The organism is Streptomyces sp. 2A115 (assembly GCF_052245575.1).
In the GTDB taxonomy this organism is placed as follows: Bacteria; Actinomycetota; Actinomycetes; order Streptomycetales; family Streptomycetaceae; genus Streptomyces.
Genome location: NZ_JBQQCG010000015.1, coordinates 153,045 through 174,247 on the forward strand (window position 1 = coordinate 153,045; position 21,203 = coordinate 174,247).

The following is a 21,203-nucleotide window of genomic DNA, read 5'->3' on the forward strand; positions in this document are numbered from 1 at the left end:
TGCGGGCACCTTCCTGGTACGGGGTGGCTGGCTGGTACGGGCACGAAGGCGCCCCGAACAAGGTTACTGGCTCCCCGGACCCCGTTTTACGGCCCCTGCCGCACCCTCGTCACCCGTTGTTCGTCGCCGCCACGATCCTCATCCGCGCGGAGAGACACCGCGTGTGCCCCGAACCGACCCACCACGACAGGGCGTTCGACGACATCTACCGCCGAATCGCACAACCCCGCCCGGCCGAATCCCGCACCCCGCCCTCCGATGCACCCTCGCACCGGGCGCTACTGCCGGATCGACCAACCCCGCTCCCGCAACGCGGCCGTCAACACCGGCGCCGCCGACGGCTGCACCATCAACTCCACCAAGCCCGCCTGCTGCCCGGTCGCGTGCTCGATGCGTACGTCCTCGATGTTGACGCCCGCGCGGCCCGCGTCGGCGAAGATGCGGGCCAGCTGGCCCGGCTGGTCGTCGATGAGGACGACGACGCTCTCGTACGTGGTCGGGGCCGCGCCGTGCTTGCCGGGGACGCGGACCTGACCGGCGTTGCCGCGGCGCAGGACGTCCTCGATGCCGGTGGTGCCCTCGCGGCGCTTGGCCTCGTCGGAGGACTGGAGGGCGCGCAGGGCCTGCACGGTCTCGTCCAGGTCGGCGGAGACGTCCGCGAGGAGATCGGCGACCGGGCCCGGGTTCGCGGACAGGATGTCGATCCACATCCGCGGGTCGGAGGCCGCGATCCGGGTCACGTCACGGATGCCCTGGCCACAGAGGCGTACGGCCGCCTCCTCGGCGTGCTGCAGGCGCGCGGCGACCATGCTGGACACCAGGTGGGGCATGTGCGAGACGAGGGCGACCGCGCGGTCGTGGGCGTCGGCGTCCATGACGACCGGTACGGCACGGCAGTGCGAGACCAGCTCCAACGCGAGGTTGAGCACCTCGGTGTCGGTGTCCCGGGTCGGCGTCAGCACCCAGGGGCGCCCCTCGAAGAGGTCGGCGGTCGCGGCCAGGGGGCCCGACTTCTCGCGGCCCGACATGGGGTGCGAACCGATGTACGCGGCCAGGTCGAGGCCCATCGCCTCCAGCTCACGACGCGGCCCGCCCTTGACGCTGGCCACGTCGAGGTAGCCGCGCGCGAGCCCGCGCCGCATCGCGTCGGCGAGTGTCGCGGCCACATGTGCGGGCGGCGCCGCGATGATCGCGAGGTCGACGGGGCCCGTCGGCTCCTCGTCCGTGCCGGCGCCGATCGCGGCCGCGGTACGGGCCTGCTCGGGGTCGTGGTCGGCGAGGTGCACGACGACGCCACGCCCGGCGAGGGCCAGCGCGGCGGACGTGCCGATGAGTCCGGTGCCGATGACGAGTGCGGTTCTCACTGGGCGATGTCCTTGCGGAGCGTGCCGGCGGCGCCGAGGTAGACGTGCGCGATGTCGGAGCGGGGCAGGTCGGACTCGATGTGCGCGAGGACGCGTACGACACGGGGCATCGCGCCCTTGATGTCCAGCTCCTGCGCACAGATCAGCGGTACGTCGACGATGCCGAGCTTGCGGGCGGCGGCTGCCGGGAAGTCGCTGTGCAGGTCGGGCGTCGCCGTGAACCAGATGCTGATCAGGTCCTCGGTGGTCAGCCCGTTTCGCTCCAGGATGGCGGTGAGCAGCTCGCTGACCTGCTCGTCCATGTGCCCGGCCTCGTCCCTCTCCAATTGGACGGCGCCCCGGACCGCTCGTACCGCCACGGTGATGCTCCTTGCTGATGTACGTATCGGCTCGATGTACGCATCGGCTCTTGGTACATCCAGCCTAGTCAGCCCTCCCTGGGCGAGCGCCCGGCGCCCGCACGCTGAGACGGCCGCCGCGTACGGCGTCAGACCTGCTGCCGCTTGATGACGTCCTCGATCGAGCCGGACGGCAGATGACCGTCGGGAGTGAGCCTGTCGACCGCCTCGGGCAGGGTCCGGGCGAGCTCGGTGGCGGCCTGGTCGGTAGTGACACCCGCCTGTTCGGAGACCTGCTTGAGGGTGTCGTCGGGCAGCGCCTGCTGGATCTGCGCGCCGGTCACCGGCTGGTTCTCGCCGGTGCCGACCCAGGAGTCCCTCTGCTCGGCGAGGCCGGCCTTGGTGAGCATGTCCAACAGGCCGCCCAGCGGGTTGGTTCCGCTGCCGCCGCCCCCGCTCCGGCCGTTCATGAGCGCCTGGAGGAGCGAGCCCAGGATGGCGCCCCCGCCTGAGCCGGCGGAACCGGACCGGCCGCCGCCTCCGTCTCCGCCGAGGAGACCGCCGAGCAGGCTGCCCAGATCGTTACCCGCCATGGTCGCGCCTTTCGTGGGTGCGGCGGGGCCCGTCCCGCGAGTCCCCGGACTCGGACCTCGTCCAATGTCACCGGTCACCGTCGATGCCACTGTCACCGCCGGTGCCCCGCCAATGTCACCCGAAGCACCCCGTCTCGCCACTTGGAGTGAGGGCTCTTTAGGTGAGATCGTCCGCAAATCTCCGCCAAGTCGCTCCTGTGCGCCTCTGGACGCAGGGGCCGCTGGTCCGCTTGCATGGTGAGGCTGTCCGCGCCACGCCTCGGGGGAGGCAAGATGAAGCGTTCCGGACCACTTTTCACGCTCCTTGCGGGACTACTGCTCGCCCTGTTCATGCTGTCGCTCAACGCGACCACGGGGACGCGCAGCACGTCGGTCGGGAGCGGGACATCACCCGACGCCGCCTCACCGAGCCCGACAGCGACGCCACCGTCCACGGCCACACCGAGCAAGCCGTCGGCGTCGCCGACTCCCGGCCCGTCGAAGACCACCGTGCCCAACGGCGACTACGCGGGCCGTACCGACGACGACTCATCCGCAGTGGCGATCACACTGCGCGACGGCAAGGCGGTCGCGTACTTCTGCGACGGACGGGACCAGGAGTCGTGGCTGAAGGGCGACGTCGAGACCGACGGCACCATGCGGCTGACCAGCCAGAAGGGCGCCGTACTGACCGGCGAACTCACCGGCAGGCGCATCAGCGGCACCGTCGACATGGGACAGCGGGAGTACGGCTTCACGGCCGACAAGGCCCTCAAGCCCTCCGGCCTGTACCGGGCGACCGACACCGTGCGCGGCGCCACGGTCGACGGCGGCTGGATCGTCCTTCCCGACGGCCAACAGGTCGGGATCCTCAAGCTCGACGGCAAGCCCGCGACCGCGCCCCGCATCGATCCCGAGACCGGCGCCGTGACGGTCGACGGACAGCGGCTCACCGCACGCCCCGTGACTCCGTGACAGCTATGACAGCTATGACAGCTATGACAGCTATGACAGCCGTGACGACCGTGACAGCCATGACTCCGTGACGCAGCGCCTCCGTATTTCCGTGATCTATTTCCGTGATCTCCTCGCTCCGCCCCTTGCTCCATGACCTTGTGAACTCGTGAACTCGTGACCGCAGGGAGCCGACCATGACCGTGGACCCGAACGCCGCCACCCAGGGCTTCTCCTCACCCGACCCCGCCCACGGCCGCCCGGGAGCCGCCCGCTATCTCGTACCGGTCCTGGTCGCGGGAGCGGTCGCGGTCGGCCTCGGCGTGTACGGAAAGGTGCACGACCCGGAGGGCACCGCCTTCAACCTGGCCGGGTTCAACAGCACGGGTGCGGTCAAGTCATGGCTGGCCACGGCGGCGATGGGCTTCGCGGTCGTGCAGTTCGTGTCGGCGCTCATGCTGTACGGGCGACTGCCGGGCCCGGGCTGGTCAGGGATCCTGCACCGTTGGTCGGGCCGGATCGCGTTCCTTCTCGCGGTGCCGGTCGCCGTGCACTGTTTGTACGCATTGGGATATCAGACATACGAACCGCGCGTTTTATGGCACTCACTCCTGGGTTGCTTCTTTTTCGGTGCCTTCAGTGCCAAGATGCTGCTACTCCGCTGGGATCGACTGCCCGGCTGGATCCTGCCCATCGTCGGCGGACTCGTCTTCACCGCGCTCACGGTGGTCTGGCTGACCTCCGCCCTCTGGTTCTTCCGCACGTTCGGAGTGACGACATGACCAACGGCACGACGCGGCGCACGGTCCTCGCGACGGGCGCGGCCGCGCTGCTCGCGGGCTGCAGCAAGTACGGGGACGAGAACGACGGGGGCGGCGAGGAGACGTCCGCTTCGGTGGAACCGTCAGCCGGAGGCGAGGCGCCCGCCGGCGAGGAACTCGCCAAGACCACCGACATCCCGGTGGGCGGCGGCAGGATCTTCAAGGACGAGAAGGTCGTCGTCACCCAGCCCGAGCAAGGCGAGTTCAAGGCCTTCTCGGCGATCTGCACCCACCAGCGATGCACGGTCGCCAACGTCTCGGACGGCACGATCAACTGCACCTGCCACGGCAGCAAGTTCCGCGTCGCCGACGCCTCGGTGGCCGACGGCCCGGCCACGCGCCCGCTCCCCGCGAAGCAGATCACGGTCACGGGAGACTCGATCAGCGTGGCGTGACCACCTGCTCATTTCTGCCGCCTGCCGCCTGTCTCCTGCCCCTGTCTCCTGTCTCCTGTCTCCTGTTCTCCCGCCTCGTACCGTCTGCCGCCTGCCCGTCTTCTGGGCAGGTCAGGCATCCCAGAGTGCCCCCAACGCCGTCAGGTCACCCTGGTACTCGATCCTGTCGGCCCACTCCGTAGGCCATGCGTCGACACCGAGGTGTGCCCCCGCGAAGGCGCCGGCGAGGCACGCGATCGAGTCCGAATCGCCCGAGGTGCAGGCGGCGCGGCGCAGGGCCGTCAGGGGCTCGTCGACGAAGAGCAGGAAGCAGAGCAGGCCGGTGGCGAGGGCCTCTTCGGCGATCCATCCGGCACCGGTGGCCAGGCAGGGGTCCGTCTCGGGCGACGGTGACCGCAGGGCCTGCTGAAGCCGGTCCAGGATCTCCAGGCACTCGTCCCAGCCGCGCGCGATGAAGTGCGTCGGCGTCGGGTCCTGGGCGCGCGTCCACAGGTCGCCGAGCCAGCGCTCGTGATAGCGCGTGCGGTTCTCGTACGCGTACGAGCGCAGCAGTCCGACGAGCCCCGTCGGCTCGGTGCCCTGCGCGAGCAGGCGCACCGCGTGCGCGGTGAGGTCGGACGCGGCGAGCGCCGTGGGGTGACCGTGGGTGAGCGCGGCCTGCAACTGGGATGCTCCCGCGCGCTGTTCGTCGCTGAGCCCCGGGACGAGTCCGAGGGGCGCGACGCGCATGTTGGCACCGCAGCCCTTCGAGCCGACCTGGCTGGCGTCCTGCCAGGGCCGGTCCTCGCGCTTCAGCTTCTCGCAGGCGACCAGGCACGTACGCCCGGGCGCACGGTTGTTCTCCGGCGACTGGTACCAGTCCACGAACTCCTCGCGTACGGGCCGCTCCATCCGCTTGGGCCCCAGCAGCCCCCGGTCCATGGCCGTCCGCAGCCCTCGCCCCAGTGCCAGCGTCATCTGCGTGTCGTCCGTGACGTACGCGGGGTCCGGCAGTTCCATCTCCCGCCAGGGGCCGCACTTGGCGAGGATCGACGGCACGTCGTTGAACTCGGTCGGGAAACCGAGCGCGTCCCCGAGGGCGAGCCCGGTCAACGCCCCTGAGGCGGCCCGCTTCTTGACGGTGGTGGTCATGAGGATCGTCCTTCCAGGGACGGAGATGGAGACGGAGGCACGGAGGAAGGGGAAGGGGGTGCCGCCGATGGATCGGGTGCCGGAGTCGGCCGCAGCAGCGGCGGACGCAACGCGCTCGCGGGACCCGCGCGATAGAGCGCCGCGGGCTTGCCCCGGCCACCGGTCAGCCGCGCCGCACCGGGGACCTGTTCGACGAACCCGGGTGTGGCGAGGACCTTGCGCCGGAAGTTCGGCCGGTCCAGCCCTGTGCCCCACACGGTCTCGTAGACCTGCTGAAGCTCCCCGAGCGTGAACTCCGGCGGGCAGAACGCCGTGGCGAGGCAGGTGTACTCGAGCTTGGCGCCGACGCGTTCATGGGCGTCGGCGAGGATCCGGTCGTGGTCGAAGGCGAGCGGCCCCAGTCCGTCGTACGGCAGCCACCGCGCGCTCGCCGCGTCCCCGCCGCCGTGCGGCTCGGGCGGGTCAGGCAGCAGCGCGGTGTACGCCACGGAGACGACCCGCATCCGAGGATCGCGGTCCGGTTCGCTGTACGTCCGCAGCTGCTCCAGATGCAGCCCCGAGACGTCCGACAGACCGGTCTCCTCTGCGAGTTCACGCCTGGCGGCCGTCTCCGCGGACTCCTCGGGCAGCACGAAGCCACCGGGCAATGCCCGGCGGCCCTCGTACGGCTCCTGCCCGCGCTCGATCAGCAGCACCTGGAGTACGCCCGCCCGGACCGTGAACACCGCGAGGTCGACGGTGACGCCGAACGGCTCGAAGGCGTGCTTGTCGTATCCCTCGGGTGCGGTGCCTCCTGCTGCGGTCACGCCGCCCACCTCCTTAATAGTCACTAAGACTATAAAGAGACGAGCGGCTGGTGGCAACCCCTCAACTCCGGTCGCTGGACGTCAACTCCCGTCCTTGGACGGCGCGAACACCGCCACCATCGCCCCGGCCGCCGAGGCCGCCGCCGAGACCCACAGCGCGGGGGCGCACCCGTCGATGAAGCTCTCGGCCGAGTCGTAACCCCCGTACCGGACGAACACGGCCGCGGCGACGGCGACTCCGAAGACCCCGCCCAGCTCGCGCAGCGCGTTGTTGACGCCCGCCGCGACGCCCACGTCGGCGGGCGGCACCGCCGACGTCACGGCGTTCGCGACGGCGGGGAAGACCATGGAGATGCCGACTCCGGCGATGATCAGCGGCACGACGAGGCGGTCGTAGCTGACCCCGGGCTCCACCAGCCAGGCCATCAGCCCGAGTCCCACCGCTTGGAGGACGAGGCCCGTCAGCATGAAGGGCCGGTTCCCGAACCGGTCCGCGAGCGCGCCCGCGACCGGCGCGACGAGCAGCGGCGTGCCGGTCCACACCAGAATCCGCAGGCCCGCCTCCAACGGGGTGTTGCCCAGGCCGACTTGGAAGAGCTGCGAGATCATGAACAGCGCGCCGAGCAGCGACATGAACATCAGGAAGACCGCGCCGTTGGCGGTGGAGAAGCCGCGCCGCCGGAAGTGCGCGAGCGGCAGCATCGGGTACCGCGCCCCCGACCGTTCCCAGCCGAGGAAGGCCGCCACGAACACGATGCCGACGGCCAGGGCGCCCAGCACCTCGGCGCTCCCCCAGCCGGCCTCCGGCGCCCGCACCGGCGCCCAGGCGAGCCCGGTCAGGCCCACGGCCGCCAACGCCAGCCCCACGATGTCGAGTTGGGGTCGCGGGCCGTAGCTCTCGCGCAGTTTCATCGCGGCGAGCGGAAGCATCACGAGCCCCAGGGGCACGTTCAGCCAGAAGATCCACTGCCAGGACAGGCCATCCGTGACCGCCCCGCCCAGCACCGGCCCGGCGGCCACCCCGAGCCCGCTCACTCCACCCCACAGGCCGATCGCCACGCCCCGCTTCTCGGCCGGGAAGGCCTCGCCGATCAGGGTCAGTGTGAGGGGCAGGAGTACGGCCGCTCCGGCGCCCTGGACCGCTCGTGCGGCGATGAGTTCGCCGGCGCCGCCGGCGAGCGCGGCCCCCGCGGAGGCCAAGGTGAAGACGGCGAGTCCGACGACGTACATCCGCCGCCGTCCGAAACGGTCGCCGAGCGCCGCGCCCGTCAGGGTCAGACAGGCGAAGACGAGGTTGTACGCGTTGATCGTCCATTCCAGTTGGGAGAGGCTCGCCCCGAAGTCGGCCTGCAGCGCGGGCAGCGCGGTGGCGACGACCACCACGTCCAGCGCGCACAGGAGCGCCCCCAGCCCGGCAAGGACCACCGTCCAGACGCGCCGTGGGGGCGCGGTGGGTGGTGCCTTGCGGGTGGGGGCGAGCAAATTTTCTGCGATGTCTGCGATGTCAGCCATGAGAGACAGGCCCTTCCGTGAGAGTCACTCACGGATGGCAGACCAGCCCCGCCCCGAAAAGGAATCGCGCCCTAGGAACGCGACGAGCCGGTCGGAGGCGTCGGCCGGGGGCAGCACGCCGACCGGCGCGGCGAAGCGCACCCCCCGGTCCTCGTCCGCGACCACGCACTGCGCCACGGACAGCAGCTCGGCCGCGAGCGCGGACGGAATCGGCCGCGGCCGCCCGCAGGCCTGTGCCACGTCCCAGCCGTGCACGGCGATCTCGACGGCTCCGGCGGCGGCCATCACGCGGACGTCCAGCGGCCGGTCCGCCACGATCACCGAGCGCCCCTCCCCGGAAAGGGCCACCCAGGCGCCGAGCAGCGCGCAGGCACGCCGCCGGAAGTCGCACGCGGGATCCGCGCCGCCCCCCGCGCCCGGGAAAAGACCGATCCGCCCGCCCGTCAAGCCCTCGTGCAGTGCGTCGAGACCGTCGTCGAGATGGCCGAGCAGCTGGCCCAGGTCCCACCGGGCGCACGGCGTGGCCCGCCCCAGACTCCCCGGTGCCACGGCGGCGACGCTCCCCAGCGCGTACGCGAGGGAACGCTCGAGCAGCTCCCCGTAGTTCGGCTCCCCGGTGTTCGGCTCCCCCGTGTTCACGACAGCACCTCCGGCATCCCGAAACGCCCGACCAGCCCCGCATCCACATCCAGGAAGACGGTGATCCGTGCGATCTCCCCGGCCTCGACGGTGAGCACCTGCACGGAGTGCGCCCGGTGCACCCCGTCCGGACCGCGCGTGTACGCCACCGCGGTCGGCTGACCGTTCGCGCGCGTGGGGATCATCCGCATACGTCCCTTCTCGTGGTGGCGCGACTCCAGGAACCGAAGTACGTCCTTCCGCCCGCTGAACCACTCCAGGTAGGGCGGCATCTCCAGCTCGACGCCTTCCTGGAGCAGCCCGAGCAGCGCGTCCATGTCGGCGTGCTCGAAGGCGGCCATGTACCGGTCGAGCACCGCACGGTCCTCCGCGCCTTCGGGTTCGACCAGGAGGTCCTCGTCCGGAGCGACCTCGTCGAGGCGGGCACGCGCGCGTTGGAGGGTGCTCTTGACCGCCGCCGTGGAGGTCCCGAGCTCCGCGGCGACCTCGGACGCCCGCCAGGCCAGTACGTCCCGCAGGAGGAGCACGGCCCGCTGCCGCGCGGGCAGATGCTGCAGCGCGGCGACGAGCGCGAGCCGCAGACTCCCCCGCGCGGCCACGACGGTCGCCGGGTCGACCAGCGCGTCGGGCAGCGGCTGCAGCCAGGGGACGTCCGTGGCCGAGGCCCTCAGCGGCTCCTCAAGCGCCTCGGAGGGCGCCCCGAGCCCCGAGGGCAGCGGACGGCGCACACGGCTCTCCAGGGCCGTCAGACACGTGTTGGTGGCGATCCGGTGGAGCCACGTGCGCAGCGAGGCACGGCCTTCGTACCCGTCGTACGACCGCCAGGCCCGCAGATACGTCTCCTGCACCAGGTCCTCGGCCTCGTCGACCGACCCCAGCATCCGGTAGCAGTGCGCCAGCAACTCCCGTCGGTACGGATCCGTCAGCCGTACGAACTCGTCGCGGTCGGACGTCGTGACCATCGGCGTATCCCTTCGCTCGCCCACCGATACAGACCGGCGCGGCGGCGAAAACGCATCGGCCGGTGCCGGGGCAATCCCGGAACCGGCCGATGCCGTACGAAAACTGGGCTCTCCGAAGACAGTCCTTGAAGCCTGAGCCCCGGAGGCAGTCCTTGGAGCCGGAGACCCGGAGACAGTCCATGGAGCCGGAGACGAACCTCGGACCTCAGAACCTTGGGACCTCAGAACCTTCGACCCTAGAGATCGACCTCGCGCATCAGCATCCCGACCTCCGTGTTCGACAGCCGTCGCAGCCACCCCGACTTCTGGTCGCCGAGCGTGATCGGCCCGAAGGAGACGCGCACGAGCTTGTCGACCGGGAAGCCGGCCTCGGCGAGCATGCGCCGCACGATGTGCTTGCGGCCCTCGTGGAGGGTGACCTCTACGAGGTAGTTCTTGCCGGTCTGCTCGACGACGCGGAAGTGGTCCGCCTTCGCGTACCCGTCCTCCAGCTGGATGCCGTCCTTGAGCTGCTTGCCCAGGTCGCGCGGGATCGGGCCCACGATGTGCGCGAGGTAGACCTTCTTCACGCCGTACTTGGGGTGGGTGAGGCGGTGCGCCAGCTCGCCGTGGTTGGTGAGCAGGATGACGCCCTCGGTCTCGGTGTCGAGCCGGCCGACGTGGAAGAGCCGCGTCTCACGGTTCGTCACGTAGTCACCGAGGCACTGACGGCCCTCCGTGTCCTCCATGGTCGAGACGACACCGGCGGGCTTGTTCAGCGAGAAGAACTGGTACGACTGCGTGGCGACCGTCAGCCCGTCGACCTTGATCTCGTCGTGCTCGGGGTCGACGCGCATCCCCTGCTCCAGGACGATCTCGCCGTTGACCTCCACCCGGGCCTGCTCGATCAGCTCCTCGCAGGAGCGCCGCGAACCGTAGCCCGCGCGCGCGAGCACCTTCTGCAGCCGCTCGCCCTCCTGCTCGGCGCCCGGGAAGGTCTTGGGCGGCTTGACGTCCTTCTTCTCCGCGTACCGGTCCCGGTTGCGCTCCTCGGCCCGCGCGTCGTACTCACGCGAGCGCGCCGGAGCCGTACGGCCGCCGCGCTGCTGGCCCTGCTTGGGGCCGCCCTTGGCACCGCCGCGCGCCGCGTTGCCGCGCCCGGACTTGGGGCCCTCGTGGGTGGCTCCGGGGCCCACGTCGTAGCGGCGCTCCTCGGGCCGGGGCTTTCCGGGACGCTTCGGCTTGTCACCGCTGGGCTTCTCACCGCTCGGCTTGCCGCCGCCGGGCTTGCCGCCGCGCCCTCCCCCAGCCTTCGGCTGGGAGCCGCCCCCACCGGCTCCCCGGTAGTTACCGCGTCCGTTGCTGTTCCTACCGCTGCCGTTGCCGCTGCTTCGCATCAAATTTCCGTCTAGTCGTCTGCGTCGTCTGTACCCGGAGCGTCAGGAGCATCCGGATCGAACGACGGAACACCTTCCTGCGTCTCGGCCTCGATCGCTTCCGCCTCCGGAAGGAAGGGCGCGAGCTCCGGGAGCTCGTCCAGGCCTCGCAGGCCCATTCGCTCCAGAAAGTAGTTCGTCGTCCTGTACAGGATCGCACCTGTTTCAGGTTCCGCGCCCGCCTCCTCGACCAGACCGCGCTGGAGGAGCGTTCGCATCACGCCGTCACAGTTCACTCCGCGGACCGCCGAGACCCGCGAACGGCTGACCGGCTGGCGGTACGCGACCACCGCCAGCGTCTCCAGCGCGGCCTGCGTGAGCCGGGCCTGCTGCCCGTCCAGCACGAAGCGCTCGACGGCCGCCGCGTACTCGGGCCGGCTGTAGAACCGCCAGCCGCCGGCGATGAGCCGCAGCTCGAAGCCACGCCCCTGCACGGTGTACTCGTCGGCCAGCGCGCGAAGCGCGTCCGCGATCTTCCGCTTCGGCCGCTCCAGGATCTTCGCGAGGTACTCCACGGTCGCGGGCTCGTCCACGACCATGAGGACGGCCTCCAGAGCGGGCCTGAGGTCGAGGTCCGCGACGGTACGCAGCCCCGCCGGGACCTCGGTGGTGTCCTCGCTCACGCCTTCTCCTCCTTTGCCACCTCTGGCGGCCTGTCGAACTCGTCCGTCACCGTCGGCTCGGCGTCCCCGTCCCCGCCCGTCCAGCGCACCATCAGCTCCCCCAGAGCCTCCTCCTGGTCCAGGGCGACCGCCTTCTCCCGGTAGAGCTCCAGAAGGGCCAGGAAACGCGCCACGACCGTGAGGGTGTCGTCGGTGTCCTCGACGAGCGCCCGGAAACTGGCCTCGCCCAGCTCCCGCAGCAGCGCCACCACGATCCCGGCCTGCTCCTGCACGCTGACGAGCGGGGCGTGGATGTGATCGACGTACACCTGCGGCTTCGGCTTCGGCTGCATCGCCTTCACCGCGAGCTTGGCGAATCCTTCCGCCCCGATGCTGATGACGACTTCGGGAAGCAGCTCGGCGTGATGGGGCTCAAGGCCGACGGTACGGGGATAGCGCCGCGCCTCCTCGTCGAGGCGGCGGTTGAAGATGTCGGCGATCTGCTTGTACGCGCGGTACTGAAGCAGCCGCGCGAAGAGCAGGTCCCGGGCTTCGAGGAGGGCGAGGTCGGCCTCGTCCTCGACCTCGGCGGAGGGCAGCAGCCGAGCGGCCTTCAGATCGAGGAGAGTGGCGGCGACCACGAGGAACTCAGTCGTCTGGTCGAGGTCCCAGTCCGGCCCCATGGCCCTGATGTGCGCCATGAACTCATCGGTGACCCGTGACAGTGCTACTTCCGTGACGTCCATCTTGTGCTTGGAGATCAGCTGGAGCAGCAGGTCGAAGGGCCCCTCGAAGTTCGCGAGCCGGACCTTGAAGACACCGTCATGGGGCTCGGTGTCCTCCGGACCGCTGGGCCTGACGTCTTCGGGGCCGCTGGGCCCGAGCTCTCCGGGTTCGCTCGGCACGGCGTCTGCGGGCTCGACAGCGGGCGGTTCCCCGGCAACTCCGTCGGCGCCGTGGGCAGGCGTTCCGCCAGGCGATGGGGATTGTCCCTCCGCTCGAGCGGAGTCGAGAGTGGGGGAGGGTGGGCCCAACCCCCCACGATCCGCGGACGACGGCGCGTCCTCGACCAGAGACCGACTCTCCGCAGGCGGTACCGGCTCCGCCGCAGGCGGCACGGGCACGGGGTCCGGGGCCGCATCCCCCGGACCCCGCCCCAGCGCTCGCCGCCGACCGGCAGAGCCGCCGGAGGCAGAGGCAGGGGCGTCGTTCGAGGTCATAGCCGTCGCAGGCTACCGCTACCGCCCGCGGAGCCGTCGTACGAGAATGCTCGCGTCCCCCCGGGATTCAAGATCGGCGAGGACGACGGCGACGGCCTCACGCACGATCCGCCCCCGGTCGACCGCGAGCCCGTGCTCCCCTCGGAGCACCAGCCGGGCGTGCTCGAGGTCCATGAGCTCCTCGGCGGACACGTACACCGTGATCTTCTCGTCGTGCCGCTCCCGCCCACTGGGACGCCTCCCACCACCACCGCCGCGCCCGCGCTTGCGCGGCTGCTGCTGTGGGGTGGCAGAACCTTCCTGCGGCCCCGGACGCCGCCCGGAGCGCTCCGCGGTGGCGCCCCGGCTGCGGGACTCCCCCTCGTCGGAGGACTCGGCACCGGCCGCGGCGTGTTCGTCGCCCTCGCCGTCGCCGCCCCGCACGGGCACCGACTGCGGCGCGTCCTCCCCGGAGGCGGCACCGGCGTCGCTCTCGCCCGCCGGAGCCGGCACCCGGGCCTCGCCGTTGGCCTGGCGCCTGGGGCTGGACGCCTGGAGCGCCATTCCCCCGGTCGTACGGAACAGTTCGTCGGCCCCCGGCAGACTCACTCGGCGTGACACCGGGCGAGCACCTCCCTGGCGAGCTGGCGGTAGGCGGCGGCGCCGACGGAGTTGGAGGCGTACGTCGTGATCGGCTCACCGGCGACCGTGGTCTCCGGGAAGCGCACGGTCCGGCCGATCACCGTGTGGTAGACGTGATCGTCGAACGCCTCGACCACGCGCGCGAGCACCTCACGGCTGTGCACGGTCCGCGAGTCGTACATCGTGGCGAGGATGCCGTCGAGCTCCAGCTCCGGGTTGAGCCGCTCCTGGACCTTCTCGATGGTCTCGGTGAGCAGCGCGACACCGCGGAGGGCGAAGAACTCGCACTCGAGCGGCACGATCACCTTGTGCGCCGCCGTCAGGGCGTTGACGGTCAGCAGGCCGAGCGAGGGCTGGCAGTCGATCACGATGTAGTCGTAGTCGGCCATCAGCGGCTTCAGGGCCCGCTGCAGCGTGGACTCGCGCGCGACCTCGGACACCAGCTGAACCTCGGCGGCCGACAGGTCGATGTTGCTGGGCAGCAGGTCCATGTTCGGAACCGCCGTCTTCAGGAGCACCTCGTCGGCCGCCATGCCCCGCTCCATGAGCAGGTTGTAGACCGTGAGGTCGAGCTCCATCGGATTGACGCCGAGGCCCACGGACAGCGCGCCCTGCGGGTCGAAGTCGACGAGCAGTACCCGTCGTCCGTACTCGGCGAGCGCGGCGCCCAGGTTGATGGTCGACGTCGTCTTGCCGACGCCGCCCTTCTGGTTGCACATCGCGATGATCTTGGCGGGGCCGTGATCGGTAAGCGGGCCCGGAATCGGGAAGTACGGCAGCGGGCGCCCGGTCGGACCGATGCGCTCACGGCGCTGGCGCGCGGCATCGGGCGCGAGCGTGGCCGCGTACTCCGGATCGGGCTCGTACTCGGCGTCGGGGTCGTAGAAATGCCCCTCGGGCAGGTCGTCGTAGTCGGCGAAGTGGGTGCGGTTCTCGCCACTTCCGTTGCCGGCCATGGCGTTCACGTGATGGCCATCCATGCTCTGGTGTGCTGTCTGAGTCATCTTCGGACTCTGGTGGGCTGCGAAGGTGCGCACAGCAACGGAGCCGACAGCCTCGAGCCCCGTGGGCCTTGAGCCCTGCGCAGGCATTCCTGGTTGACCACCCCCGGGAGTAAATGTCGACTCATTCACAAGTCGTCTTACCTCCTTGGTGACCAGGAAACTTCTAGATAGGTCAGCGTGGCACCATGCCGACGGTTGGCGACTCTATGGCGTGTCACCGGTCCGCAGCAACACAATCCGCCGGACCCGGCCCGATGTGTCGGCAACGGAACACCCCACTGTCAAGGGCGTAAGGGCGTCGCACGGCAGGTTTCACGGGTGTGCGAAACGGTTCAAGGGTTACGTTCGAGGCGAGTTGAACGAGTCTCGCAAAGTGACTCGACACACATACGGCCGGACCTTGCGGGACAAGGTCCGGCCGGACGCGCGAGGTTGACGACTCGTGTTGACGTATCGCCTTTTATCAGCCCAGAGATGGCCTCGACGGGTCAGCCGAGCAACGTCTCCAGCTCGACGTGCTCCAGGCCGTGCGACTCCGCGACCTCACGGTAAACCACCTTGCCGTCATGGGTGTTGAGGCCCTTGGCGAGCGCCGGATCCCGCCGCAGCGCCTCGACCCAGCCGCGGTTGGCGAGTTCCACGATGTACGGCAGCGTGGCGTTGGTGAGCGCGTACGTCGACGTGTTCGGAACCGCGCCGGGCATGTTGGCGACGCAGTAGAAGACCGACTTGTGGACCGGGAAGGTCGGCTCGGCGTGGGTCGTCGGACGCGAGTCTTCGAAGCAACCGCCTTGATCAATCGCGATGTCGACAAGAACACTTCCCGGCTTCATCCGCGACACGAGCTCGTTCGTGACGAGCTTCGGCGCCTTGGCACCCGGGATGAGCACGGCGCCGATGACGAGGTCGGCCTCGAGGCAGGCCTTCTCGAGCTCGAAGGCGTTGGAGACGACGGTCTGGATCTTCGTACCGAAGATCTTGTCCGCCTCCTTGAGCTTGTTGATGTCGCGGTCGAGCAGGGTCACGTGGAAGCCCATGCCGATGGCGATCTGCGCGGCGTTCCAGCCGGAGACACCGCCGCCGATGACGACGGCCCGGCCGGCCAGTACACCCGGGACACCGCCGGGCAGCACGCCGCGGCCGCCATTGGCGCGCATCAGGTGGTAGGCGCCGACCTGCGGGGCGAGCCGGCCCGCGACCTCGGACATCGGGGCGAGCAGCGGCAGCGCGCGACTGGGCAGCTCGACCGTCTCGTACGCGATCGCCGTGGTGCCGGACTCCAGGAGCGCGTCCGTGCACTCCTTGGACGCGGCCAGGTGCAGGTAGGTGAAGAGCGTCTGGTCCTTGCGGAGGCGCTGGTACTCCTCGGCGATGGGTTCCTTGACCTTCAGCAGCAGGTCGGCGGTGGCCCAGACCTCGTCGGCGGTGGCGATGATCCGCGCTCCGGCGGCGATGAACTCGTCGTCCGCGATCGAGGAGCCGACGCCGGCGTTCTGCTCGATGAGGACCTGGTGGCCGTGGCGCACCAGCTCGTGCACGCCGGCGGGGGTGATGGCCACCCGGAACTCGTTGTTCTTGACCTCGCGGGGGATGCCGACCTTCACGTCGATCACGGTCCTTGGCTCAGAAGGGTCTGGGGCAACGCTACGCATGCCTGGACGATGCCTGACATACCCGGAGGCAAGTGAGCACACCGGGAGACACCGCGAAAGAACGCGGCGGAGCCAGTCTAATGAAGGGATTCCCTCTGTCTAGCCTTTCAATGCATCATTCTTCTTCGGATGTACTGCGGATTTCGTAGGCGTTAGCGTCTTGTTCCCTGGCTGATGCGTCCCGTGGGAGCTCGTCACCCAGCATGCGCTCCGCCGCGCCGCGGTGCAGCCGGGCGGCCGCGGGGTCGCCGAGCCGGTCCAACGTGTCGGCGAGCCGGAGGTGCAGCGCGGCCTGCAGCCGGATGTCCTCGGCACGGCGTGCCCACTCGACCGCCTCCTGGCATGTCGCCAACGACTCCTCGGGCCGGCCCGCGTACTCCTGCACCCGTGCCAGCTCGCTCAACGCCCTTGCCTGGCCCGCCACATCACCGGTCCTGCGGTGGCCGGTGACCGCCGAGCGCCAGTTGCGCAACGCCTCGCCGTAGCGGCCCGCGTAGGTGTGCGCGGTGGCGATGCGGCCGTGCAGCCTGGCCGCGTCCGCGCGCTCGTCGCGCGCGAGCCGCTGGGCCAGCGCGCGCCCGTACCAGTCGGCGGCCCGGTCGTAGTCGCCGAGCTCCTGGTAGGCACCCCCTACGGATTCCATCGCGCGGCCGGTCGCATACGGGTCCTGGGCTTCCCGTCCGGCGTCAAGGGCGGCCCGGTAGCGGGCGAGCGCCTCGGTCGTGCGGCCGGTCTGGGCGTCCAGGTCGGCGAGGTTCAGCAGCGCGGCGGCCTTCTCGCGGGGCAGGTTCCGCCGCTCGGCGACGTCGAGTACGAGCCGGTGGATGCCGTACAGCTCGGGCGCCGCCGCCCGCGTACCGAAATGGGCCACCATCGCCCGCACCAGCGCGGCCATGAGGCGGCGGGCCAGCGTGTCCAGCTCCCCGTCGGCGACCGCGAGCCGGGCGGCGGCCAGCAGCGCGGGCTGCCGGATGGTCAGCCAGTCGGCGGCGGCCCGGGGGTTCGGGAAGCGCAGGGCGCGGGGCATCCCGGCGAGTTTCTCGCGGGCGGGCGAGCTGTCGGTCTCGGTGATGGCGCGGCAGGACACCAGCAGCCGTACGGTCCGCTCCAGCATGCGAGCGCGGGCCAATTGGAGCTCGGCCGGGCGGTCCTGGGTCTCGGCGAGCGTGCGCAGCAGGGGCAGCAGACAGCCGGGCACCTCGTACTGCGGCAGCGGCGACTCGACGGGCACGACGAGGCCGAGGGCGACGAAGTCGTCCAGCGTGGTGCCGGCGGCACTGACCGAGCAGCCGGCGAGCGCGGAGGCGGTGTGCGGGTCGACGAGGCCCGCGGGGGCGAGCGGGAGGAGTCGCAGTATCCGCGCGGCGGTCGTGGGCAGGGCCGCGTACGTGAGGCGGAAGACGCGGTCGAGGACCGGGCCGTCGTCACCCTCGGTGCGCAGCTGCTTGGCCAGGTCGGCGACGGCCGCCTTGGGCCGGTGGGCCAGCCAGGCGCCGGCGAGGACGAGCGCGGCGGGCTGGCCCGCGCAGATCTCCACAAGTCCTTCGGCGGCGCGCGGGTCGACGGTGATGCGTACCGAACCGGTGTACCGGCCGAGGAGTTCGACGGCGGACTTGGTGTCCATGCCGCCGAGGGTGCAGGGGCGGACGTCGGCGATCCCGGTCAGGGGTCCGCCGGAGACGGCGACGACCAGGCAGTCGGGGGTGTCCGGAAGGAGCGCGTCGACCTGTTCGGCGTCCGCCGCGTCGTCGAGCAGGAGCAACGCGCGGCGGACGGCGAGGGCCTTGCGCAGAGCCTCGGAGAGGTCGTCCTCGTCGGCTCCGGCCGGAGCGGTCACTTCGAGAGCGGTGAGCAGGTCACGGGCGGTGCGTTCGGTCGGTACGTAGGTGCCGTCGGGTTCGGTGAGCCGGGCGCGCAGGACGCCGTCGGGGTAACTCTCAGCGACCTGCCGTACGAGCTCTTCGGCGAGCGCGGTGCGGCCGGAACCGGGCTTGCCCGCGATGAGCAGCACTCGCGCGCGTGGCGCCTTCCGGCCCGAGAGGGTGTCCAGTCCGGCGCGCTCGATGTCGGCCCGGAGTTCCTTCAACTCTCTTGTGCGGCCGAGGAACTGACTCTTCGTGGGTGCGGACTGGCCGACCGGGCGCTGCCCTTTTGCCGACACCTTCGCGTCGTCGGCGTCCACCGCCTGATCCGTCACGGGCCACACTCCCGTCCCACTGCACGCGCAAGCCCGCCGGGACTCCGGACGGGGCGTTTCCAGAGCCTAGTTCACGCTCTGCGACGATCTGTGCGGAGCGCGGCGGGTACATCCCCCGATCGGATCAGGCGATCGTCATACCGACGGCGGTCGAGGTAGGCGCCCGGTGCTCACCGGGCCTGCGCGAGGCGTGGATCAGGTTTCGAAGGGCCGTGCCGGCCACGGCGCCTCGGCCGGGCGCAGCGCGTCCAGACCCTCGCCGTTCTGGGCCGCGACCAGCGCGAGGACGCCCACGACGAGGCAGTTGTTGTGCAGCTCGCCGGCGAGGACACCGCGTACGAGCTCGTCGACGGCGACCCGCGAGAGCTCCATGTCGGCCTCTTCGTCCTCGACCTCGAAACGCCGCCCATCGGCCTCGGACAGATCGCGGGCGAGGAAGATCCGCACGGCCTCGTCGCAGCCACCGGGAGTGGTGTACACGTCGGTGAGCACGCGCCAGTCCTCGGCCTTGACGTGGGCCTCTTCGTAGAGCTCGCGCTGGGCCGCGTGCAGCGGGTTCTCGCCGGGGATGTCGAGGAGCCCGGCGGGGATCTCCCAGAGCTTGTGCCGCACGGGGTGCCGGTACTGGCGGATGACCAGGACGCGGCCCTGGTCGTCGAGGGCGAGGACCGCCACCGAGCCGGGGTGGACCTGGTAGTCGCGGTGGACCACCGACCCGTCGGGCATGACCACGTCGTCGGTGCGGACGGAGGTCTTGTTGCCCACGAACGGGGTCTCGGTCGCCCTGACCTCCCATTCCTCGGCGGTGTCCTTGATGGTCATGTCGACTTGTCCTCCCACACGAACGAACCTGCGGCAAACAGAAAATCCGGGGCACGCGCCTCAAAAGACGCGCACCCCGGCAACCGTACAACCGCCGTGTTACTCGCCTGTCCCGCGCGCTTCCTGCTGCCGCGAGACGGCCGCCTTCACCAGGCCCGCGAAGAGCGGGTGCGGCCGGGTAGGGCGCGAGCGCAGCTCGGGGTGGGCCTGAGTCGCGACCAGGTAAGGGTGAACGTCTCGCGGGTACTCCAGGTACTCCACGAGCTTGCCGTCCGGGGACGTGCCGGAGAAATGCAGACCCGCCTTCTTCTCCAGCTCGGCGCGGTAGGCGTTGTTCACCTCGTAGCGGTGGCGGTGGCGCTCCTCGACGTACTCCTTGCCGTCGTACACCTCGCGCACGATCGAGCCCTCGGCGAGTTTGGCGGGGTACATGCCCAGGCGCATCGTTCCGCCCATGTCGCCCTCGCCCGCGACGATGTCGAGCTGCTCGGCCATGGTGGAGATGACCGGGTGGCCGGTGGCGGCGTCGAACTCGGTGGAGTTGGCGTCCGGGATGTCGGCGAGGTTGCGCGCGGCCTCGATCACGATGCACTGCAGGCCCAGGCAGAGGCCGAGCAGCGGGATCTTGTTCTCGCGGGCGTACTGGATCGCGCCGACCTTGCCCGACACTCCGCGGTCGCCGAAACCGCCGGGGATGCAGACCGCGTCCACGTCGGAGAGCTGCTTCGCCGCGCCGGCCGGGGTCTTGCAGTCGTCGGAGGTGACCCACTTGATCTTCACGCGGGCCTTGTTGGCGAAGCCACCCGCGCGCAGCGCCTCGGTGACCGAGAGGTAGGCGTCGGGCAGGTCGATGTACTTGCCGACCAGGGCCAGGTTGATCTCGTACTGCGGGCGGTGGACGCGTTCGAGCAGGTCGTCCCAGGTCGTCCAGTCCACGTCGCGGAACGGCAGGTCCAGCTTGCGGACGACGTATGCGTCCAGGCCCTCGGTGAAGAGGACCTTCGGGATGTCGTAGATGGACTTGGCGTCGATGGCCGCGACCACGGCCGCCTCGTCCACGTCGCACATCAGCGAGATCTTGCGCTTGATCGCGGTGGGCACATCGCGGTCGGCGCGCAGCACGATCGCATCCGGCTGAATACCGATGTTGCGCAGAGCCGCAACCGAGTGCTGGGTCGGCTTCGTCTTCAGCTCCCCGGAGGGGCCGATGTACGGAAGGAGCGAGATGTGCACCACAAAGACATTGTCGCGACCGACCTCGTGACGGACCTGCCGCACGGTCTCCAGGAACGGCAGCGACTCGATGTCGCCGACCGTGCCGCCGACCTCGGTGATGACGACGTCGACGTCGTCGGTGGCCATGCGGCGGATACGGTGCTTGATCTCGTTGGTGATGTGCGGAATGACCTGCACGGTGTCGCCGAGGTATTCGCCGCGCCGCTCCTTGGCGATGACCGTCGAGTACACCTGGCCGGTGGTGACGTTGGCGGAGCCGTCCAGATCCACGTCGAGGAAGCGCTCGTAGTGGCCGATGTCCAGGTCGGTCTCGGCCCCGTCGTTGGTGACGAACACCTCACCGTGCTGGAAGGGGTTCATCGTGCCCGGGTCGACGTTCAGATACGGGTCGAGCTTCTGCATGGTGACCCGCAGACCGCGTGCCTTGAGCAGCTGACCCAGACTGGAGGCGGTCAGACCCTTGCCGAGGGAGGAGGCGACACCCCCGGTGACGAAGATGTGCTTGGTCGTCGTGGCTGTGCTGCTTCGAAAAGCAGCGGGCGGCATGGCCAAGAGGGGGCTCCCGTGGTCGCGGTCTGGAGTGCGGTACGGCTGCCCGACCCGGAGGTTTCCGGAGGTGCCGTCGCTGCGGTTCGGGGGTCCCTTTTCCTGCCGAGGCGCCCACCGGTCCACGGGCTACCAGGGTATCAGCGACGCGGCGAGGCTGCTTCCGGCCACGCTCCGCACACGGGTCGACACAGACCACAGGCGTGCTCACCCGTTCAGCACAACCACGTTCTGGAGAGGGGCGCGCGGATCATCAGAGTGCGTCGTATCCTGCTCGGACGATCGCTGCCGAGCCAGGCCGAAAAACGGCACCACCCCGCCCGTAATCCCGGACGAAGAGCTCGTCAGTTCGTTTCGCAACGACAATCGCTGCAACCATTGACACGCGACTACT

20 protein-coding genes are annotated in these 21,203 nt (G+C 70.3%); 3 read left to right on the top strand and 17 right to left on the bottom strand.

Translation table 11 applies throughout. The features are described 5' to 3' along the window. Positions 1 to 278 precede the first annotated feature (278 nt). From ACTWQR_RS16085 to ACTWQR_RS16095, 3 genes are all read right to left on the bottom strand, one after another. Positions 279 to 1,364: a prephenate dehydrogenase gene (locus ACTWQR_RS16085; RefSeq protein WP_443227737.1), complete on the bottom strand. Its 1,086-nt coding sequence runs from the start codon at positions 1,362 to 1,364 to the stop codon at positions 279 to 281. Continuing rightward, positions 1,361 to 1,723 (bottom strand): chorismate mutase, encoded by a 363-nt coding sequence (gene aroH / locus ACTWQR_RS16090; protein ID WP_443227738.1) that lies wholly within the window; start codon positions 1,721 to 1,723, stop codon positions 1,361 to 1,363. Before aroH ends, ACTWQR_RS16085 begins: the two co-directional genes overlap by 4 nt. A 128-nt stretch (positions 1,724 to 1,851) precedes the next feature. Next, positions 1,852 to 2,373: a YidB family protein gene (locus ACTWQR_RS16095; protein WP_443227739.1), complete on the bottom strand. Its 522-nt coding sequence runs from the start codon at positions 2,371 to 2,373 to the stop codon at positions 1,852 to 1,854. Positions 2,374 to 2,568: 195 nt separating this feature from the next. Between ACTWQR_RS16095 and ACTWQR_RS16100 the strand changes: the two genes are divergently transcribed. The 3 genes from ACTWQR_RS16100 to ACTWQR_RS16110 all read left to right on the top strand — a co-directional run bounded on the left by ACTWQR_RS16100 (position 2,569) and on the right by ACTWQR_RS16110 (position 4,444). Continuing rightward, on the top strand, positions 2,569 to 3,249 hold the full coding sequence (locus ACTWQR_RS16100; RefSeq protein ID WP_443227740.1) for a hypothetical protein: 681 nt from the start codon (positions 2,569 to 2,571) through the stop codon (positions 3,247 to 3,249). A gap of 176 nt (positions 3,250 to 3,425) precedes the next feature. Next, a complete protein-coding gene (locus tag ACTWQR_RS16105; RefSeq protein ID WP_443227741.1) occupies positions 3,426 to 4,010 on the top strand; it encodes a DUF6529 family protein in 585 nt (194 codons plus the stop codon). After that, on the top strand, positions 4,007 to 4,444 hold the full coding sequence (locus tag ACTWQR_RS16110; RefSeq protein WP_443227742.1) for a Rieske (2Fe-2S) protein: 438 nt from the start codon (positions 4,007 to 4,009) through the stop codon (positions 4,442 to 4,444). Before ACTWQR_RS16105 ends, ACTWQR_RS16110 begins: the two co-directional genes overlap by 4 nt. A gap of 111 nt (positions 4,445 to 4,555) precedes the next feature. Here the strand turns inward: ACTWQR_RS16110 and ACTWQR_RS16115 are convergent, their stop codons facing one another. The 14 genes from ACTWQR_RS16115 to ACTWQR_RS16180 form a co-directional block, all read right to left on the bottom strand. Next, a complete protein-coding gene (locus tag ACTWQR_RS16115) occupies positions 4,556 to 5,575 on the bottom strand; it encodes an ADP-ribosylglycohydrolase family protein (protein ID WP_443227743.1) in 1,020 nt (339 codons plus the stop codon). Continuing rightward, the gene (locus ACTWQR_RS16120; protein WP_443227744.1) at positions 5,572 to 6,381 is read right to left on the bottom strand and encodes an NUDIX hydrolase; all 810 of its coding nucleotides are present in this window, start codon (positions 6,379 to 6,381) and stop codon (positions 5,572 to 5,574) included. The genes ACTWQR_RS16115 and ACTWQR_RS16120 overlap by 4 nt, the downstream gene beginning before the upstream one ends. Positions 6,382 to 6,462: 81 nt before the next feature. After that, complete coding sequence (locus ACTWQR_RS16125; RefSeq protein ID WP_443227745.1) at positions 6,463 to 7,893, bottom strand: DHA2 family efflux MFS transporter permease subunit; 1,431 nt, start codon at positions 7,891 to 7,893, stop codon at positions 6,463 to 6,465. 24 nt (positions 7,894 to 7,917) lie between these two features. Further along, on the bottom strand, positions 7,918 to 8,532 hold the full coding sequence (locus ACTWQR_RS16130) for a TIGR03086 family metal-binding protein (RefSeq protein ID WP_443227746.1): 615 nt from the start codon (positions 8,530 to 8,532) through the stop codon (positions 7,918 to 7,920). Continuing rightward, positions 8,529 to 9,494, bottom strand: a complete 966-nt coding sequence (locus tag ACTWQR_RS16135; protein ID WP_443227747.1) for a sigma-70 family RNA polymerase sigma factor — start codon at positions 9,492 to 9,494, stop codon at positions 8,529 to 8,531. Before ACTWQR_RS16135 ends, ACTWQR_RS16130 begins: the two co-directional genes overlap by 4 nt. Before the next feature lie 236 nt (positions 9,495 to 9,730). Then, positions 9,731 to 10,870, bottom strand: coding sequence for a pseudouridine synthase (locus ACTWQR_RS16140; RefSeq protein WP_443227748.1), 1,140 nt, complete (start codon positions 10,868 to 10,870; stop codon positions 9,731 to 9,733). 11 nt (positions 10,871 to 10,881) lie between these two features. Then, on the bottom strand, positions 10,882 to 11,532 hold the full coding sequence (scpB, locus tag ACTWQR_RS16145) for an SMC-Scp complex subunit ScpB (protein ID WP_443227749.1): 651 nt from the start codon (positions 11,530 to 11,532) through the stop codon (positions 10,882 to 10,884). Next, a complete protein-coding gene (locus ACTWQR_RS16150) occupies positions 11,529 to 12,731 on the bottom strand; it encodes a segregation/condensation protein A (RefSeq protein ID WP_443227750.1) in 1,203 nt (400 codons plus the stop codon). Before ACTWQR_RS16150 ends, scpB begins: the two co-directional genes overlap by 4 nt. 18 nt (positions 12,732 to 12,749) lie before the next feature. Next, entirely contained in the window at positions 12,750 to 13,331 is a 582-nt protein-coding gene (locus ACTWQR_RS16155; RefSeq protein ID WP_443227751.1) for a hypothetical protein, read from the bottom strand. Then, complete coding sequence (locus ACTWQR_RS16160; RefSeq protein ID WP_079053143.1) at positions 13,316 to 14,443, bottom strand: ParA family protein; 1,128 nt, start codon at positions 14,441 to 14,443, stop codon at positions 13,316 to 13,318. The genes ACTWQR_RS16155 and ACTWQR_RS16160 overlap by 16 nt, the downstream gene beginning before the upstream one ends. 401 nt (positions 14,444 to 14,844) lie before the next feature. Continuing rightward, positions 14,845 to 15,969 (bottom strand): alanine dehydrogenase, encoded by a 1,125-nt coding sequence (ald, locus tag ACTWQR_RS16165; RefSeq protein WP_443227752.1) that lies wholly within the window; start codon positions 15,967 to 15,969, stop codon positions 14,845 to 14,847. Positions 15,970 to 16,123: 154 nt separating this feature from the next. Next, positions 16,124 to 18,205 (bottom strand): tetratricopeptide repeat protein, encoded by a 2,082-nt coding sequence (locus tag ACTWQR_RS16170; protein ID WP_443227753.1) that lies wholly within the window; start codon positions 18,203 to 18,205, stop codon positions 16,124 to 16,126. Positions 18,206 to 18,400: 195 nt separating this feature from the next. Then, on the bottom strand, positions 18,401 to 19,027 hold the full coding sequence (locus ACTWQR_RS16175) for an NUDIX domain-containing protein (RefSeq protein ID WP_443227754.1): 627 nt from the start codon (positions 19,025 to 19,027) through the stop codon (positions 18,401 to 18,403). A 99-nt stretch (positions 19,028 to 19,126) separates the two neighbouring features. Next, a complete protein-coding gene (locus tag ACTWQR_RS16180) occupies positions 19,127 to 20,809 on the bottom strand; it encodes a CTP synthase (RefSeq protein WP_443227755.1) in 1,683 nt (560 codons plus the stop codon). Between the last annotated feature and the right edge of the window lie 394 nt (positions 20,810 to 21,203).